The 17,595-nt window shown below is 35.4% G+C and carries 10 protein-coding genes; 2 read left to right on the top strand and 8 right to left on the bottom strand.

Annotation, left to right across the window (positions count from 1 at the left end):
• Positions 1-4: 4 nt before the first annotated feature.
• Both B0I10_RS05200 and pckA read right to left on the bottom strand, forming a co-directional pair.
• Complete coding sequence (locus B0I10_RS05200; protein WP_112085437.1) at positions 5-1,219, bottom strand: RsmB/NOP family class I SAM-dependent RNA methyltransferase; 1,215 nt, start codon at positions 1,217-1,219, stop codon at positions 5-7.
• Positions 1,220-1,352: 133 nt separating this feature from the next.
• Complete coding sequence (gene pckA / locus B0I10_RS05195; RefSeq protein ID WP_112085436.1) at positions 1,353-2,972, bottom strand: phosphoenolpyruvate carboxykinase (ATP); 1,620 nt, start codon at positions 2,970-2,972, stop codon at positions 1,353-1,355.
• Positions 2,973-3,239: 267 nt separating this feature from the next.
• Here pckA and lpdA point away from each other — a divergent pair, with 267 nt between their 5' ends.
• On the top strand, positions 3,240-4,643 hold the full coding sequence (gene lpdA / locus B0I10_RS05190; protein ID WP_112085435.1) for a dihydrolipoyl dehydrogenase: 1,404 nt from the start codon (positions 3,240-3,242) through the stop codon (positions 4,641-4,643).
• 53 nt (positions 4,644-4,696) lie between these two features.
• Here the strand turns inward: lpdA and B0I10_RS05185 are convergent, their stop codons facing one another.
• Together B0I10_RS05185 and B0I10_RS05180 are read right to left on the bottom strand one after the other, a co-directional pair.
• A complete protein-coding gene (locus B0I10_RS05185) occupies positions 4,697-5,128 on the bottom strand; it encodes a hypothetical protein (RefSeq protein ID WP_112085434.1) in 432 nt (143 codons plus the stop codon).
• Positions 5,128-6,507: an MATE family efflux transporter gene (locus B0I10_RS05180; protein ID WP_112085576.1), complete on the bottom strand. Its 1,380-nt coding sequence runs from the start codon at positions 6,505-6,507 to the stop codon at positions 5,128-5,130. Before B0I10_RS05180 ends, B0I10_RS05185 begins: the two co-directional genes overlap by 1 nt.
• Positions 6,508-6,632: 125 nt before the next feature.
• On the opposite strand from B0I10_RS05180, the gene B0I10_RS05175 reads away from it, so the two are divergent.
• Positions 6,633-8,717, top strand: a complete 2,085-nt coding sequence (locus B0I10_RS05175; RefSeq protein ID WP_245942951.1) for a TonB-dependent receptor — start codon at positions 6,633-6,635, stop codon at positions 8,715-8,717.
• On the opposite strand, the gene B0I10_RS05170 is transcribed toward B0I10_RS05175, so the two are convergent.
• The 4 genes from B0I10_RS05170 to B0I10_RS05155 all read right to left on the bottom strand — a co-directional run bounded on the left by B0I10_RS05170 (position 8,718) and on the right by B0I10_RS05155 (position 17,589).
• Positions 8,718-9,143 (bottom strand): c-type cytochrome, encoded by a 426-nt coding sequence (locus B0I10_RS05170; protein WP_112085432.1) that lies wholly within the window; start codon positions 9,141-9,143, stop codon positions 8,718-8,720.
• Positions 9,143-10,261: a PQQ-dependent sugar dehydrogenase gene (locus tag B0I10_RS05165; RefSeq protein WP_112085431.1), complete on the bottom strand. Its 1,119-nt coding sequence runs from the start codon at positions 10,259-10,261 to the stop codon at positions 9,143-9,145. The genes B0I10_RS05170 and B0I10_RS05165 overlap by 1 nt, the downstream gene beginning before the upstream one ends.
• 68 nt (positions 10,262-10,329) lie before the next feature.
• Entirely contained in the window at positions 10,330-12,621 is a 2,292-nt protein-coding gene (tamL, locus tag B0I10_RS05160; RefSeq protein WP_112085430.1) for a translocation and assembly module lipoprotein TamL, read from the bottom strand.
• 3 nt (positions 12,622-12,624) lie between these two features.
• A complete protein-coding gene (locus B0I10_RS05155; RefSeq protein ID WP_112085429.1) occupies positions 12,625-17,589 on the bottom strand; it encodes a translocation/assembly module TamB domain-containing protein in 4,965 nt (1,654 codons plus the stop codon).
• Between the last annotated feature and the right edge of the window lie 6 nt (positions 17,590-17,595).

Below are 17,595 nucleotides of genomic sequence, written 5' to 3'. Positions count from 1 at the left end.
TTAATTATAATTTTCGTTCCAATAAGGCCATATAAAACCCATCAAAACCAGATTCTGAGGCTAGAATTTTTTTATCTTGTACAAAGGTAAAGTTTTTTCCGTTTTCGGTTGTTAAAAAATGCTTTACTTGTTCCTGATTTTCAGATGGTAAGATTGAGCATGTAGCATAAACAAGCTTTCCGCCGGGTTTTACTATTCTGGAATAATTTTCTAAAACTTCGGCTTGAACTTTGCGAATATTATCAATAAATTCAGGTTGTAATTTCCATTTACTGTCAGGATTTCTTTTCAAAACACCTAAACCGCTACATGGAGCATCAATTAAAACTCGGTCTGCTTTGTCGTATAATTTTTTAATCACTTTCGTGGAATCAATAATGCGATATTCGATATTGAAAGCACCATTTCGTTTGGCACGAAGTTTCAATTGCTTTAATTTACTTTCATATAAATCCATTGCAATCAACAAACCTTTGTTTTCCATTAAAGAAGCCATGTGTAATGTTTTTCCACCTGCACCGGCACACGTATCAACAACTTTCATTCCAGGCTTAACATCTAAAAAGGCAGCAACCAACTGTGAATTAGCATCTTGAACTTCAAAAAAACCATCTTTAAAAGCATCAGTTAAAAAAACATTTGCTCTTTCTTTCAACACTAAAGCATCCGGTTGGTCTTTTAAAAATTCTGTTTCGATGTTTAAATCCATCAAAATAGCGTGTAATTTCTGTCTGGTTGTTTTTAATGTATTTACACGTAAAATCACCTGAGCTTGTTGGTTTTGAGCGGCAATTTCTTTAGACCAAAGTTCTTCGCCTAATTCTTTTACGCCCAACTCATCCATCCAATCAGGAATAGATTCACGGTATTTTCTAGTTTTAGATAATTCGTCAAAACGTCCTTTGATTTTGCGTTGTGGTGTTCCTTCCAATTGTCTCCAATCAGGAATGGTATAACCACGAAGAACAGCCCAAGCGGCGAACATTCGCCATAAATCATCACGATCGTATGGTTCTTTTACTTCGGCAATTTCGGCGTACAAACGTTTCCATCTCACAATTTCGTAGATGGTTTCAGCCACAAACTTTCTATCGGAACTTCCCCAACGTTTGTCCTTTTTTAAAGCTCTTGCCACCACTTTGTCGGCATATTCGCCTTCATTGAATATGGCATTCAACGAGTCAATGGTGGTATAAACTAAATTTCTATGTAATCTCATTATTTTTTTAATAGCCTGCAAAGGTATTACTTATTTGTGATTTATAAGAGTAGAAGAATTAATTTTAAGTTATTTATGCACAAAACCCGACATAAATAGTGTCGGGTTTTGAATAATTAAGGGTTGAATTGAGCTACACTAAAACAGTTTCCAAGGTAGGTCCGGCATAAACCAAACGTTTCCCGTCCTCTGTGTTCGTATATTGTTCAAAATTTTTGATGTATCGAGCAGCCAGATCTTTAGCTTTCACTTCCCATTCCTCCTCAGTTTTGTAAGTATCTCTTGGATCCAAGATTGCTTTGTCAACATTTGGTAGTTCAACCGGAATAGTTAAATTCAAGAACGGAATGTGTTTGGTTTCCATTTGATCAATTTCACCACTGATGATGGCATCTATGATGGCACGCGTATTTTTCAAAGAAATTCGTTTTCCGGTTCCGTTCCAACCTGTGTTCACTAAATAGGCTTTTGCTCCGTGTTCTTTCATTTTTCCAATTAATGTTTTAGAATACATCGTTGGATGTAAGGTTAAGAACGCTTCACCAAAAGCTGGAGAAAACGATGGTTCCGGTGAAGTAATTCCTCTTTCTGTCCCTGCCAATTTTGACGTATAACCACACAAGAAATGATATTGTGCTTGGTCTTCATCTAAGATAGAAACAGGAGGCAACACTCCAAATGCATCGGCAGATAAATAAATAATTTTCTTAGCGTGACCCGCTTTGGAAGGAAGAACTATTTTGTTGATATGATAAATTGGATAGGAAACCCTTGAATTTTCAGTGATTGAATGATCGTAATAATCTACTTCACCATATTCGTTTACCACCACATTCTCTAATAAAGCATCTCGTTTGATGGCTCTCCAAATGTCGGGTTCGTTTTCTTCGCTTAAATCAATTACTTTGGCATAACATCCGCCTTCATAATTAAAAACACCATTATTATCCCAACCGTGTTCATCATCACCTATTAAATAACGTTTAGGATCGGCAGACAAAGTGGTTTTTCCTGTTCCTGATAATCCGAAGAAAACAGCAACATCTCCTTCTTCACCAACATTAGCAGAACAATGCATGGAAGCCATTCCTTTTAATGGAAGATAATAGTTCATCATGGCAAACATTCCTTTTTTCATTTCGCCACCATACCATGTTCCCCCAATAATTTGAATTTTTTCGGTTAAATTGAACACCACAAAATTCTCAGAATTTAACCCGTGTGCTGCCCAGTTCGGATTAGTGGTTTTAGAACCATTCATCACAATAAAATCGGGTTCACCAAAGTTTTCCAATTCGTAAATGGATGGGCGAATAAACATATTGGTTACAAAATGAGCTTGCCATGCCACTTCCATCACAAAACGAACTTTTAATCTTGTGTCAGGATTGGTTCCACAAAACGCATCTACCACATATAATTTTTTGGATGTAGAAAGTTGTTTCAAAACCAAGGATTTCAATTCACTATAAACTACTTGAGTTGTTGGAAAATTCACTTTTTCATCCCAATAGATCGTGTCTTTTGTAACTTCATCTTTAACAATATATCTATCTTTGGGAGAACGTCCGGTAAATACTCCTGTTTTCACGGCCACTGCTCCTGTATCGGTTAACGCCCCTTTTTCATATCCTTTTCGCATGTGAGATGTCTCGGCTTGAAACAATTCCTCATAAGAAGGGTTATAAACCACTTCGTGATAGCCCGTTATGCCTAAATCGTGTAGTTCCTGAATGACTTTAATGTTTTTCATAATATGGATATTTAAGATTGTAATTTCATTTATCTTATGTATCAAATTTCCGATTTATCATTCAAAAAAAACCTGATAAATATCAGATTTTCAATAAATCTACGAAAACGTTTTCTTTATTAGCTGTTGATTTTCAGAACATTGACAAATAGTTGATTCATCCGCAATAAATTGGCTAAAGTTTAATAAGTTAATGCTTTAAAGTACTCTAAAACTTTCGTAATTTTGCAATCGTTTAACTGATTTTCAATTACTAAATAAAAATATATGAGTCAATTTGACGTGGCCATTATCGGTTCAGGACCTGGCGGATATGTTGCAGCCATCCGTTGTGCACAATTAGGATTTAAAACGGCTATTATCGAAAAATATTCGGTTTTAGGTGGAACTTGTCTAAATGTCGGCTGTATTCCTTCTAAAGCTTTACTTGCATCATCTCATCATTATCACGATGCGGTAGCTCATTTTGAAGAGCATGGTATCGAGGTGGGAAAAGTGAAATTAAATCTTGAAAAAATGATTGGTCGAAAACAAGCTGTGGTGGATCAAACTACCGGCGGAATTAAGTTTTTGATGGATAAAAATAAAATTACCGTTTTTGAAGGAATTGGTTCATTTGAAGATGCTACACACGTGAAAGTGACCAAAAACGATGGTTCTTCTGAAACTATTGAAGCCAAATATTCTATCATTGCAACGGGTTCAAAACCATCGAATTTGCCATTTATTACCTTAGATAAAGATCGCCTAATTACTTCTACGGAAGCCTTGAAATTAAAAGAAGTTCCGAAACATTTAGTCATTATTGGCGGTGGAGTAATCGGAATTGAATTAGGTCAAGTTTATCTTCGTTTAGGAGCACAAGTTTCTGTAGTGGAATTCATGGATAGAATTATTCCTGGAATGGATGCTTCGTTATCGAAAGAATTGACCAAAGTGTTGAAAAAACAAGGCATGAAATTTTATACTTCTCACAAAGTAAAATCGGTTAACCGAAAAGGGAAAGCTGTTACTGTGGAAGCCGAAACGCCAAAAGGAGAAATTTTATCTTTAGAAGGTGATTATTGTTTAGTTTCTGTGGGAAGAAGACCTTATACAGATGGTTTGAATGCCGATAAAGCCGGTGTAAAAGTAACCGATAGAGGTCAGATTGAAGTGAACGATCATTTGCAAACATCAGTCTCAAACATTTATGCAATTGGCGATGTGGTTCGTGGTGCGATGTTAGCTCACAAAGCCGAAGAAGAAGGTGTTATGGTTGCCGAAATTTTAGCCGGACAAAAACCACACATCGATTATAATTTGATTCCGGGTGTGGTTTACACTTGGCCGGAAGTTGCCGCTGTTGGAAAAACAGAAGAGCAATTAAAAGAAGAAGGCGTTGCCTTCAAATCGGGAAGTTTCCCATTCAAAGCACTAGGAAGAGCAAGAGCTGGTGGCGACACAGATGGATTTGTAAAAATCTTAGCCGATACCAAAACCGATGAAGTTTTAGGTGTTCATATGATTGGTCCACGTTGTGCCGATTTAATTGCTGAAGCCGTTACCGCAATGGAATTTAGAGCCAGTGCCGAAGATATTTCAAGAATGAGTCATGCTCATCCAACGTTTGCAGAAGCGGTTAAAGAAGCGGCTTTGGCGGCTACGGATAATCGGGCGTTGCATGTGTAAATCAAAATATAAAATACAAAAAAACCAACTTTCTCAAGTTGGTTTTTTTATGCTTAAAACTTCCAATCAAATTCATCCTGATTTTTGATAATTGCACCAATTTCTACTTTGATGACTTCATCAAATTCAGTTTGTAGAATCGTCCAAAAGTCTTCATTGAATAAATTTGAGAAAGAATCAAATGATTCCACTTCAAATGATTTTAATCCTTTTTTAGATAAATATTCTTTGGATTCATTGGCGTTTTGACCGATGATTTTTTCATCAAATAAAATCGCATTCGGGTTTGAAATAATAATGTAACCTAACTTAAAATCTTCTTCTGCATAAAAAGTTAAGCGAGCTTTCAAAGCATTATACATCAAAACCATATTATCCTCTTCATCAATAAAAGAATGATTGGCTTTGCCGTAAATGGCTTCTACATCCTTTTGTTTCATTCCGAAAAGAAGTTTATCAAATCCGAATTTTGGTTTAATTTCCATTATATATTTTGTTGATTAATTAATTTTTTTGTTAATAAGTTAAATCGATAAAACAAGAATAAAGCGGCTACGGTTAGTCCGGCCAGTAAACCAATCCAGATACCAATTGCTTTCAGTTCGGTATATAATCCTAAATAAATTGAAATAGGAAAACCAATAATCCAATACGCCACAAAGGTAATATACATCGGTATTTTCACATCTTGCAATCCGCGTAAAGCTCCTAAAACTACCACTTGCAATCCATCAGAAATTTGAAATAAAGCCGCCACTAACAATAAATTGGAAGCTATTGCAACGACTTCCAAATTGTCTTTCAAATAAACAGCTTGTTCCAAATCTAAAAATGGTAACGGTAAAACTTTATGGAAAACGACAAAAATCAATGCAAATAAAATTTCTAAAAGCGTAGCCAATAAAAAAATGGAAATGGCCACCACTCTTAGCTTCGTATAATCTTGTAATCCTTTTTGATTTCCAACTCGAATCATAGCCGTCACACTCAATCCCATTGCAAACATAAACGTTAACGAGGCTAAACTCAACGCAATTTGATTCGCAGCCTGACTGGTTGTACCAATCATTCCACTAAGCCAAATTGCTCCGGTGAACAACGCCACTTCAAAAAACATTTGCATTGCTGATGGCGTTCCTAAATTAACAATTTTTTTAATCATCGATTTAGAAATTTCATCCCAACTGAATTTTTCAAAATACGGATGAAATTTTGGTTTTTTAACCATCACATAATGCATAAAAGCCAACATTACAATTCGCGAAGTAATCGTTCCGATGGCCGCGCCAACTATTCCCATTTCGGGGAAAATCCATATTCCAAAAATCAAAAAATAATTGATGATAACATTCACAATATTACCAATAATCGTTGCCCACATCGAATATTTTGTTTCGCTTTTTCCATCAGCAAACTGCTTGTAAGCTTGAAACATAATCAACGGAATGAGTGAAAAAGCCACAATATCCAAATACGGTTTGGCCAAATTCACCACCTCTTCCGGCTGTCCCATAAAACTAATTACGGGTTTGGCAAAAAAGATGAGAAGAAACAAAATCACACCCAATAATGTGCACAAAAACAAACCGTTATGAAAAGCACTTCTCCCCTTTTCAATCGAATTTTCTCCATCAGCTTCGGCTACAATTGGCGTAATGGCGGTGGAAAAACCAATTCCCAACGACATCGCAATAAAAATAAAACTATTTCCCAACGAAACAGCTGCCAGTTCTTTTGGCCCGAGTTGACCCACCATCGCATTATCCACAATACCAACGACCGTGTGACCCAACATTCCAATGATGATGGGATAAGCCAATCGCATATTGTAGTTGAATTCTTTGGTATATGTTTGAAGATTCATAATTCGTAATTTCGACGGCAAAAGTACATCATTTGGACTGATAAAATGAAAAGAAAAAGTTAAGGACAGCAACATCTTTGGCTTAGTGGAAAGAAAACCCTAATTTTAACCGTAAAAATTATTCCTTGCGAAAATCAACAACTTCCTTATTACTTTTCGGATTTCTTTTTCTGATGTTTTTAGAAGGGAAAACACAAACGATAAAAGACACAACTGCTCTTTCTGAAGTGATTTTGATTGGTTCGCCAATAAAAAACACGATGCAAAAATCGGCTTCGTCGGTTGCTCTTATTTCTGCCAAGGAAATCAGTCAAACGGATGGCGTGATTTTAACTCCGCTTCTGAATAAAACGACAGGCGTTTATATGCAACAAGGAGCATTAAATACAAATCGAATTACGATTCGCGGTATTGGAGCCCGTTCGCAATTTAGCACCAACCGAGTGAAAGCCTATTTTGAAGAAATTCCGCTATCCACGGGAGAAGGTGAAACAACTTTGGAAGATATTGATTTGAGTGTGTTGAATAAAATTGAAATCATCAAAGGACCAAATTCCAGTAGTTTTGGTGCGGGTTTGGGTGGAGTGATTCATTTGCTAGGAAATCAATCTTCGGAAGAAAATTCGTTTGTTAAATCGGCGACAACGGTTGGTAGTTTTGGTTTGTACAAAAATTCGATTTCCGGTCAAATGTCAAATTCCAAAACAAATTTATATGCCAATTACAGTAATTTGCAAAACGAAGGTTTTAGAGCAAATAGTAGTTACGATAGACAATCGATTAATTTATTTGGAAAGCATCAACTTTCGGAAAAAGGAAAATTGAATTTTATTGCTATTGCGACTCGATTGAAAGCATTTATTCCAAGTTCGATAAATCAGACTGATTTTGAAAATTCTCCTGAAATTGCAGCTGCCAATTGGGCTGCGGCTCGCGGTTATGAATCGTATGACAAATTGCTTCTCGGAATTGGTTACGATCATCAATTTTCACAAAAATGGAATTGGAATTCAACGGTTTTTTCTAATTTTAAAGAAGCATACGAACCGAGACCATTTGACATTTTAGAAGATAATATCGTGAATTTTGGTTTACGAAGTAAATTGAATTACTCCGATAAACTTTTCTCTATACCAACAAAAATGAGCGTTGGAACCGAGTTACTGCGTGAAAAATATGCTTTTTCATTGTATGAAAATGAATACCAAACCCAACCTGGACAAGGAAGTATTCAAGGTGACAAATTTAGTGATGCTAGTCAGAACAGAAATTACATCAACTTGTTTTGGCAGATGGAAATGCAATTGACCAAAAAATTGAATTTAGAGTCAGGAATTGCTTTCAATCAAACGAATTATACTCAAAAAGATGATTTTCAGACAGATGAAAACACGAAAGAAAACTATTCCTTTGATGCCATTTTGTCGCCAAGAATTGGTTTATCATATGAATTTTCGAAAGGAAAAAATCTCTATTTTTCGGTTAGTAAAGGATTTTCACATCCAACTGTTGCCGAAACATTAACGCCCGAAGGTCAATTGAATCCGGACATTTTACCGGAAATCGGTATCAATTATGAAATTGGATTTAAAGGAAACTTTTTGAAGAATAAAATTTATACGGAAGTAAATCTTTATGCAACAACCATTAAAAATCTATTGGTTGCCAGACGAGTTGCCGAAGATCAATATGTTGGAATTAATGCCGGAGAAAGTCTTCATCAAGGAATTGAATTTATGATTAATGGCAAATTAATTTCAACCGAAAAAATTCAATTAAATTCCTATGTATCAGGAAGTTTAAATCATTTTGAATTTGTAGATTTTATTGATAATGACAACGATTTCTCTGGAAATCAATTGCCAAGTGTGCCGGAATTTCAATGGAATTTTGGTTTGGATTTTACGGCAAAATCATTCACTTTTTCAACATCGTATCGCACAGTTGGCAAAATGTTTTTAAATGATTCCAATTCGCTTTCTTCGCAACCTTATCAATTGTTAGACATCAACACAAATTATACTTTTTCAATTTGGAAAAATATCAACGTAAACCTTCAATTTGGTGTTCAAAATAGTTTAGATAAAAAATATGCGGCGAGCGTTTTACCAAATGCTGTAGGTTTTGGGAATGCAGCTCCGAGGTATTTTTACCCAGGAAATCCAAGAAATTATTATGGTGGGATGAGTTTGAATTATCAATTTAACTAGCTACTTTTTCACCGCTTTCACTTCAGAAACCGTCACCATTTTGGATTGCTTATTTCCCCAAGAATTCATAATATAATTCATTACATCGGCGACTTCTTCATCGGATAAACCCATCGGAGACATTCTGCCATTGTAATTTTTTCCATTTACTTTTATTGGACCAGATTGACCGAATTTAACGGCGTGAATACTTTCTTTTCGTTTATTTACCAACCAATCTGAACCTGCCAAAGGTGGAATGGACTCGTTCCCTTTTCCGTTTGCTAGATGGCATTGAATGCAAAAATCGGCGTATACTTCTTTACCGCGTTGGATACTATTTGCTAACTCATTGTTTGTTGGAACAATTGGTTCGTAAGAAGTTTTTTTCTCTGAAGAAAATAAACTTCCCATCACCAATAAAGTTAGAATAAAAAATACTTTCATTATCCTTTTGGTACAATTTTAATGATTCCTTTTCCTTCCACAGCCATATAAATATAGCCGTCCGGACCCTGTTTTACATCACGTAAACGACCAATATCTGTCGCAACTTTTTGACGACCAATCACTTTTTCGCCATCTAATTTTACCAATTCCAAATATTGAAAAACTAAAGAACCAACTAATAAATGTCCCTTCCAAGTTGGATAACGCTCGCCTACAACAAATACCATTCCACTTGGTGCGATAGACGGAAGCCAGTAATAAATGGGTTGTTCCATTCCTTCTTTCTCGGTAAGTGTTGATATCGTTGAACCATCATAATCTATTCCGTAAGTAATGACTGGCCAACCATAATTGGCTGCTTTTTTGACAATATTGATTTCATCACCGCCTTTTGGACCGTGTTCATGAGTCCAAATTTTTCCAGAAACAGGATGTTTTGCCATTCCTTGCGGATTGCGGTGACCAAATGAATAAACGGCTTCTTTTGCTCCTTGTTGACCCACAAAAGGATTATCAACTGGTATTTTTCCATCGTCGTGCAAACGATATACTTTTCCACCATCTCTTTTTATATCTTGTGGATTTTCAGGATGATTTCCTCTATCTCCAATTGTAAAATAGACAAATCCATCATTATCAAAAGCAATTCGAGAACCAAAATGATGTCCTTTAGTAGTGTTTGGCGTGGCTTTATAAAGCGCTTGGATTTGAGTGAGACTTTGTCCTTCTAATTTAGCTCGAATAAGTTGTGTATGAGCTCCTTTTTCTTCGCCTTCATCCGAAGAGTATGTGATGTAAATCCAACCGTTTTGAGCATAATTGGGATGAACTGCAATATCTAACAAACCGCCTTGACCTCTAGCCACAACTGTAGGAACATTTGAAATTTCCTTTTTTGTTTTGTCTTTAATGTGGTAAATTGCACCTGATCTTTCCGTAACTAACATTGAACCATCCGGAAGCCAAGTCATTCCCCAAGGAATATCAATATCGGCCGCAACTGTTTCAAAAGTATAATTTATTTCTTCCGGCTGAAGAACAATATCATTTGCTTTTTCTTGGGCTTTACAACTGGATAGTGTAAAAAGTATCAGTAAAATAATTGGTCGTATCATAATTTATTTTTTTTTAAAAATACATAAAATTGAAAAGAATAACTCCTAAAATTAAGCTAAAACTGAAATTAAAACGGATAACCAATCGCTAAATTGAATATTAGATTCTCTTTTCGCCAACTTCCGCTTCCAAAATTTATATCATCCAAAACCCAACGTTGACCATCCGGCAAATAAGGCTTTCTTATAGGAAACGCAAAGTCGGTTCGCAAAACTAAAAATGAAAAATCAAACCGAAGTCCAACACCAGTTCCAACGGCAAGTTCGTTCATAAAATCCTTTGAAAACTTAGAACCTGGTTTATTTGGGTTATCATTCATCAACCAAATATTTCCGGCATCAATAAACACGGCTCCTTTTAAAAATTTATAGATCTGAGCACGGTATTCGGTATTAAATTCCAATTTAACATCACCTGATTCATCTGGCAAAAAAACACCGGCATTAAGCGTGTTGTCGTATGTTCCCGGTCCGATCGAACGAGCTCTGAACGCCCGAATACTATTGGTTCCACCGATAAAAAACTGTTTAATAAATGGCATTTCCTCTGAATTTCCATAGGCAAATCCGGCTCCAACAATGAATCGACTTGCCAATTGCGATTCTTTTCCCAACTTTAAGTAATGACGAAATTCATTTTCAATTTTCACAAATTGACTAAATGGAACACTAAAAATTTCAACCTGTTTGTCATTTTTAACATCAGCTCCAGTTAACAATCCTGTTATGTTTCCAGAAAAATCGACACTTCCTTTATAGTAAAATGTGCTTTTTCTTCTTCGCTGCATCGTGTTGGTATACGTGTACGAGTAGGTTGGTCCGAAAATTAATTGCTTTTCAATAATTCGCTCCAAAGTTGGATTAATAGCAATTTGATCTTGATACAATTGCGTTACATTTTGCGGACTCGTATACGTGATTTCAGACAGCGTCAATTGGTGCTCTTTTCGTTCATTTTCTTTCCATAAATAACCAAAAGAACCTTTGAAAGTTTGAAGCGAATATAATTTACTGCGTTGTTGAAATTCATACCCAATAGTAGCTTTAGTTCTTGGAACAAAACCACTAGCTGATTCAAACTTAAACGGAGCGATTATTCTTGGCCAAACTAAACTGGCTTCGGTTCCAACCCCATAAACATTAAAACCATTATTTTGTCCTGAAACCTGTACTTCCATTCCACCAAAAGCAGAAATGGTAAGCAATTCAGCACCTTTAAACGTATTTCGATTACTCCAATTAATATTTAATTCTGTTCCCGTATAATTAGCCGAGTTGGTTTTTGCTAACAGTTCCATTCGAATGGATTTTTTTGGCATTGGTGTTAAGTAATAATAAGCATTCAAATAATTTCCGGTGGTATCAGCCACTTTAAATTCATTTTTTACAAACTTAAAAGTTCCCATGCTAACCAATCTATTTAGTGATAAATTATGATCTGTTCGGTTGTATAAATCATTCTTTTTAAAATACAAAGTGCGATCAAAAATTTGGGGCTTGAATAGATTCTCGGGATCTATAATCGTAAAATCTTTGTATTGAACTTTGGAATCGGAAGCTATTCGAATACTGTCATTTTGAATTGTATAATTTGGATAAACCACAATATCTTTGATACGAAATTGCTTCTTAGCCAAAGCGGGTGTTTCATTTTTAATTTTCACAACCAAATCCACTTGATGTGGAGCCACAGTTGTGTCGGCTTGAATTAATAAATAATCCGCATTGAAATAATAATATCCTTTTTCTTTTAAGCGAGAATCAATACGAATTCGCTCTTCTTTTATGGCTTCTAAACTATAACCTTGCTTAGGACGTAAGCGACTTCTTCGAGTTGATTCACGAATATCTTTTGCCAGCTGAGTAGAATCATCCGGAAAAGTTACATTTCTAATACTATATTGCTTTTTGGGTTTGACGGTATAAACTACACTTGCTTTTTTATTTCTTCTAGTCGAATCAGATTTTGTTTCAGCATTGAAATAACCACTATTTTCAACATAATTTTGCAATACATCTTGGTTATATTGTCGATCCACTTGACTAAATAAAACCGGTGCTTCTCCAACCGTATTTCTCAACCAATGACGAAATCCTTTTTCCTTTTTGGGTTCGCCAGCGAGGTTATAAAAATATAATTTCGGTTTTAACCCTAATATAGAAGAATTGGGTTTTGGGCGGGGTAATTCATTCAACTGCGTTTTTAAATCTTTTTTTTCGCTTTTGGAGAGACTGTCACCCTCTACTTTTACTTTTGCTCCGGTGTATAATAATTCCCCTTCCGGCAAAAAACGTGTGTTACTGCAAGAAGCAAGAAATGCAATAATGGAAAAAATATATAGATTATTCAACTTTTTCATAAATTACTTTTTTGAATTCTCTTCTTTTTTCTTGCTGAAAATTTCTCTGAATTTATTGTAGTCAATCGTGATGATAAATGCCACACCGGTTTCTACCACTTCACCTAACAAAGCTACTTGGTAGAGGTTTTTTCGATAGGCTTTAACACGATAACGACCATCTTTAGACAATTGATATTCAGCCGCAATATCACCGGCAATGTTTGTTGCATCTTGGTTTTCTTGTTGCGGACCTTCTAATCCAAAACTGCTTCCAACGGTAATTTTCAAACGATCGTCTAATAATTTTTTGGAAAGAGCTACATTCAAATCCGTTCTGGTTTCTCTTTGTCCAGTTGTAAAATCATCGGAAGAATCTAAATCGAATTCCATTTCGACACCTTTAATTAAGTCGCCCGCCAAATTGTTAAGTTGTTGCGATAAAATTTTACTGGCACTATCTCTTGCTAATGACTCCGCCGATGGTCCGCCCGATGATGCGAAAGTGGTTTCGCTCACAAATCGATTCAATAATAACAACGCAAAAACTTGTTTGTTTAACTCATCCGGTTGTTGACGCAATTGGGATAATTTAGGTTGAGTCATGTTGATAATATCCGCAGAAACACTATTATTTCCATCAGGTAAAACAATATCAAAAGTAATATCAGGTTTCATTAAATCCCCGGTCATAATCAATTCTGTTTCAAATGGGATGCGTTGCAAATAGCGAGTTCGCACATCAGCTGAAACCGCTCCCAATTGATCACTAACCAAATCCAATGGAGAAGTTTCGGTTTTATAAACAGCCGTAATACTGATATTGGCGGAAGTTGGTTCACCCGTCCAAAGAATATAACTTCCGTTTTTTATTTCAAATTTTCGTTTGATTAAATTGAAGTTCATTTCATAACTACCTTCGGTAAATTCATATCGTCCGGTCAAGGTTGTTTTTCCGGAAGGATCAATTCCGCCACTCAATTGAGCTTCACCTTTCAATCGTAAGAAATCTCCGTTGGCTTTGTCGATGATGATGGAAAACTCGGCTTCTTTATCAATTTCGATATTGACTGAAGCTAAAACTCCACGAATATCAGTCGTGTTGAGTGAATCTTTCAACGTCAACGTATCTTCAAATAGTTTGACTGTATTTGGATCGATAAACTCCACAATTCCTTCACGATCGGCAATAGATGGATCCGATTGTGGCAAAACAACTGTAAATTTTGTGTCTTTATTTACTTTTAAATTTCCATTTACAACCGGACTATTCAAATCGCCTTTAATATCTAATTTTGTGTCGATATACAATTCACCATAATATAAATCACTGTCTTTGGCAGTTGAATTGATAGCTTTAAAATTATCGGCAGCAACGGCTAAATCAAATTGAAAATCTTGAAAAGTGGAAGTTAAAATTCTTCCGTTGATATTCAAATCATTGTCTTTTTCATCTTTAATTCCAAAATTGTCAAATACAATGGCTTCTCCTGTAAATTTGATTTGATCATTAATGGATTTAAAACTCGAATTGAGTGAAGTCACTTTAAATCCGATTTCATTAAAATCTAACGTTCCCACTACATTGGGTTTATCAACTGTTCCTGAAATGTCAAAATTTCCGGTGAAAAAACCGGTGCTGTTGGTCAAATTACCCATGGTGAAACCTTGAATACTTTTTAAATTCAATCGGTCGATGGCTAATTTCATATCAAAACTACTGTCACTCGTGCGGTAAAAACCATTCAAATCCACTTTGTTATCTTGGCTTGTAATGGAAACTTCTGCGTTGAAAGTAGAAGCCGTTTCATTGTTCACTTTCAGTTTAACATCACCGACTGTATCTTTTTTGAACGTGAAATTTTCAATGGTTAAATCGGATGTGAAAATTGGTGTTGAATTGATAGCTCTAACATTAGCATTTCCCTTGATTTTTCCGGTCATTTCTAACTGACTATGTTGAGCGAAACTGGTCAAAGTTTCAATCTCAAAATTTTCAAAATCGATTGCAATTGGAGAACTCATATTGCTGGTTTCCGATTGAACAGTTAATTTATTCTCGCCTTTTGACAACTCAAAATTGGTTGCATTAACTCCTTGTAGCCCAAAACGAATGAGATTATCGGCCGCCAATTGCCACTCGTTGTAATTTAAAATCAATTTTTCAGGATCTAAACTCACTTCGTTGATACCGTTTTTTGCTGCTAAGGTTCCGGCTAAATAATAACGTTCTTCGTCTTTCGCATCGAGCAATAGTAAAGCATAATTCACCACATTATTTTCAACTTTTCCGCTAACAATCGTGTGCGGAATTTGAAATTGTTCACTTTGGATGTCATCAACTTCTAACTTATAAACCAAGGCATTTTTTTCGGTATTTAAATCGATTACCGCATTGGAAACTGTGATTTTTTCATATTTTACTAATGGAATTTTGCCTTTCATAATGATGGAATCATTCACCGTATTATATCTTCCATCGATCGAAATCGGTTCTAAACTGATTAAATCCGGAACAATTTTTTGAAGTATTGGTGTATTTTTTACCTCAACATTAAAAGCAAAATGTTGTTCTTCTGTATTTTTTACGGATGTCGTTTCCGATGAATTATAATATTTCCGAATTGAATTGGACAGTGATTCTCCAATTTTGGATAGTTTATATTTTCCTAAAATGGCAGCATCTACAAATTGAGATTCCAGTTTTACACTATTAGTTTCAGCGGTTGATTCAGCCGAAATTTTGATTGAATCGAGCACAAATTGTTCTTTTTCATTGGCTACAATAAATTCGTGCAAAACCACGTCACCATTCAGAAAATCAATGTCGGTGGATGTCATATCGGCTTCAACAATTCCTTTAAATCGGAAAGGTTTTTCCATAAAATTGAGTTTTTCCAAATCAACCATTTCTAAATTCAACTTCAATTTTCCTGTTGGATATTCAGTTTTGAAACTTCCTGAAGCAATTCCGTCAAACGTGACGTTTGGATCTTGACTTGCGGTTGTGATTTCAAAATTGCCATTTTGAATTGCTCCATTTAATGAAACATTTTGGTAAGTGTAGGAATTGTAAGTCGCTTTAATCACTTCTAAATCAGCATCGACAGAAGCTGATTTTGGTTCAAAACCAGTACCTTTTACATCCGCTTTTAAAGTTAATTTTCCTATGGAATCGTTTTTAATTAATTTACCTAAATCAAATTCTGTCAAGTCAATTTGAGCATCATATTTTTCGTTTCCTTTTTGGGATTGATCAAAAAGAGCGACCACTTTTGCATCGCCAAAACTGCTTTTCAAATTCAAATTGGTGGCAAAATCATTGATTAATCCTTTGAAATTTCCATTAAGATTAAATGTTGAGGGAAGCTGGATATTCGATGGAATTGTATTTGGTGGAACGAATGTCAACACATCTTTTGAAGTAGATTGAAATTGATTAATCGCAAGATCAAAATACGTTTTTTCAATATCGGGTAAACCAACGATTCTACCGGAAAGTGAAGCATTGGTTTGACCAATTCCGCTGATTTCAAAAAATGGAATTTGAAGATTATCCAATTTTCCTGAAAGTTCTGTATTTAATAGCACAATGGCGTTTGGATGACTTTTAAACGGATTATCCTGAGCCAATTGCGGAGCAAAAAGCAACACATCCTGAAAGGCTATTTTGGTTTGTAAAAGCCTTGCATTGATGGCAATTTCTCCGGGATTTTCACCCATTGATTCCAGTGATGAAAAACCTAAAACTAACCTATTTTTAATTTCGGTTTGCGGTGTTTTTATATCTAATTTTTCAAGCGAAATACCGGTTGGAGTCATCTTGAAATCGGTTGAAAAGGATTGAATTTCCAGACCGCTTTTGTCGTTTACTTGAAATGAATGAATGTTTGCATCCATATTCTCGTTGGCGTAGCTTAGTTTGGAAGCATCAAGGTTTAGGTTTTGTAGGTAAAGATGTTTATAATCTATTCCTTTGGCGATTGGTGCTGATTTTTCGTCGTCGAATTGAAAATCTAATTTTTCAACTAAAATTTTGTCGAGTTTAAATTTCCAATTCTTGGACGCGGTTTCAGTCGATGGTTCTTTGGTTACTTGTTCTTCGATTTTTCCTAAAACTAAGTTAGCTTTGGTTTGTTTCAAATCCAATGAGGCGATATCGATGAATTGTTTTTGTAAATCAATTTCATTAAAGTTGACTACTAATTTTTGAAAAGCTAATCCGGTTTTCAATTGATTAGATTCACTTTCAAAACGAATGTCGATTTTTCGTAAATCGACTTCGCCTATTTTTAATTTTAAGTTAGGTTCGTTTCTGGCATCTTCTGCCACTTCCTCTGTGTTTTGAAGAACCTGTGCGATTCCTTGTTTTAATTGAAGTGTTAAGCCATCAATCTTAATTTTTGGTACTTCGAAATCGAGATTTTCTAAATCGAAAGTTTTGATTCGGGTGTTGAAATGACCTAGATTAAGTTTGAAATCGTTTTGCGTTAACGCGTCATCGAAGGTGAAACGAATGTTGTTTAAGTTGATTTTGTCTAACGAAATTTCGGTTGGCTCTGATTCCGGTTTGGGTTCTTCGGAAGCGAAAGCTTTGATGATGTAATCGAAGTTGAATTCGCCTTCACTATTTCTGTTGATGTTGGCTACGATTCCGGTAAGTTCAACATTTTCGATATCGACTTTGCTGCTGATAAGTTTGAATAAGCTGATGTTGACCAATACTTTTTCGGCAAACAAAAGCGTATCTTTTTGTTGGTCTTGAAAATAAATTCCTTCTACAATGACGTTTTTGGGTAAACCGATTTCGATTCGGTCGATGGACACTTTGGTTTTAATTTTTTCTTCAAGGTAAGAAACTGCTTTTTCTTTGACAAAATTTTGTACGGCAGGAACTTGCAGTAAAACTACCAAAAGGAGAAACGTCAGCACGATGGAACCAATTATCCAAAGTAAAATTCGTACTACCTTTTTTAAGTTCTTTTTCAAAGTATC

It is taken from the genome of Flavobacterium lacus, assembly GCF_003268815.1.
GTDB lineage: Bacteria > Bacteroidota > Bacteroidia > Flavobacteriales > Flavobacteriaceae > Flavobacterium > Flavobacterium lacus.
This window is presented reverse-complemented; position numbering and strand designations above follow the sequence as displayed.

Excerpts from the sequence above, each read along its gene's own strand:
- B0I10_RS05200 (WP_112085437.1), bottom strand. The coding sequence starts at position 1,219 with ATGAGATTACATAGAAATTTAGTTTATACCACCATTGACTCGTTGAAT.
- pckA (WP_112085436.1), bottom strand. The coding sequence starts at position 2,972 with ATGAAAAACATTAAAGTCATTCAGGAACTACACGATTTAGGCATAACG.
- lpdA (WP_112085435.1), top strand. The coding sequence starts at position 3,240 with ATGAGTCAATTTGACGTGGCCATTATCGGTTCAGGACCTGGCGGATAT.
- B0I10_RS05185 (WP_112085434.1), bottom strand. The coding sequence starts at position 5,128 with ATGGAAATTAAACCAAAATTCGGATTTGATAAACTTCTTTTCGGAATG.
- B0I10_RS05180 (WP_112085576.1), bottom strand. The coding sequence starts at position 6,507 with ATGAATCTTCAAACATATACCAAAGAATTCAACTACAATATGCGATTG.
- B0I10_RS05170 (WP_112085432.1), bottom strand. The coding sequence starts at position 9,143 with ATGAAAGTATTTTTTATTCTAACTTTATTGGTGATGGGAAGTTTATTT.
- B0I10_RS05165 (WP_112085431.1), bottom strand. The coding sequence starts at position 10,261 with ATGATACGACCAATTATTTTACTGATACTTTTTACACTATCCAGTTGT.
- tamL (WP_112085430.1), bottom strand. The coding sequence starts at position 12,621 with ATGAAAAAGTTGAATAATCTATATATTTTTTCCATTATTGCATTTCTT.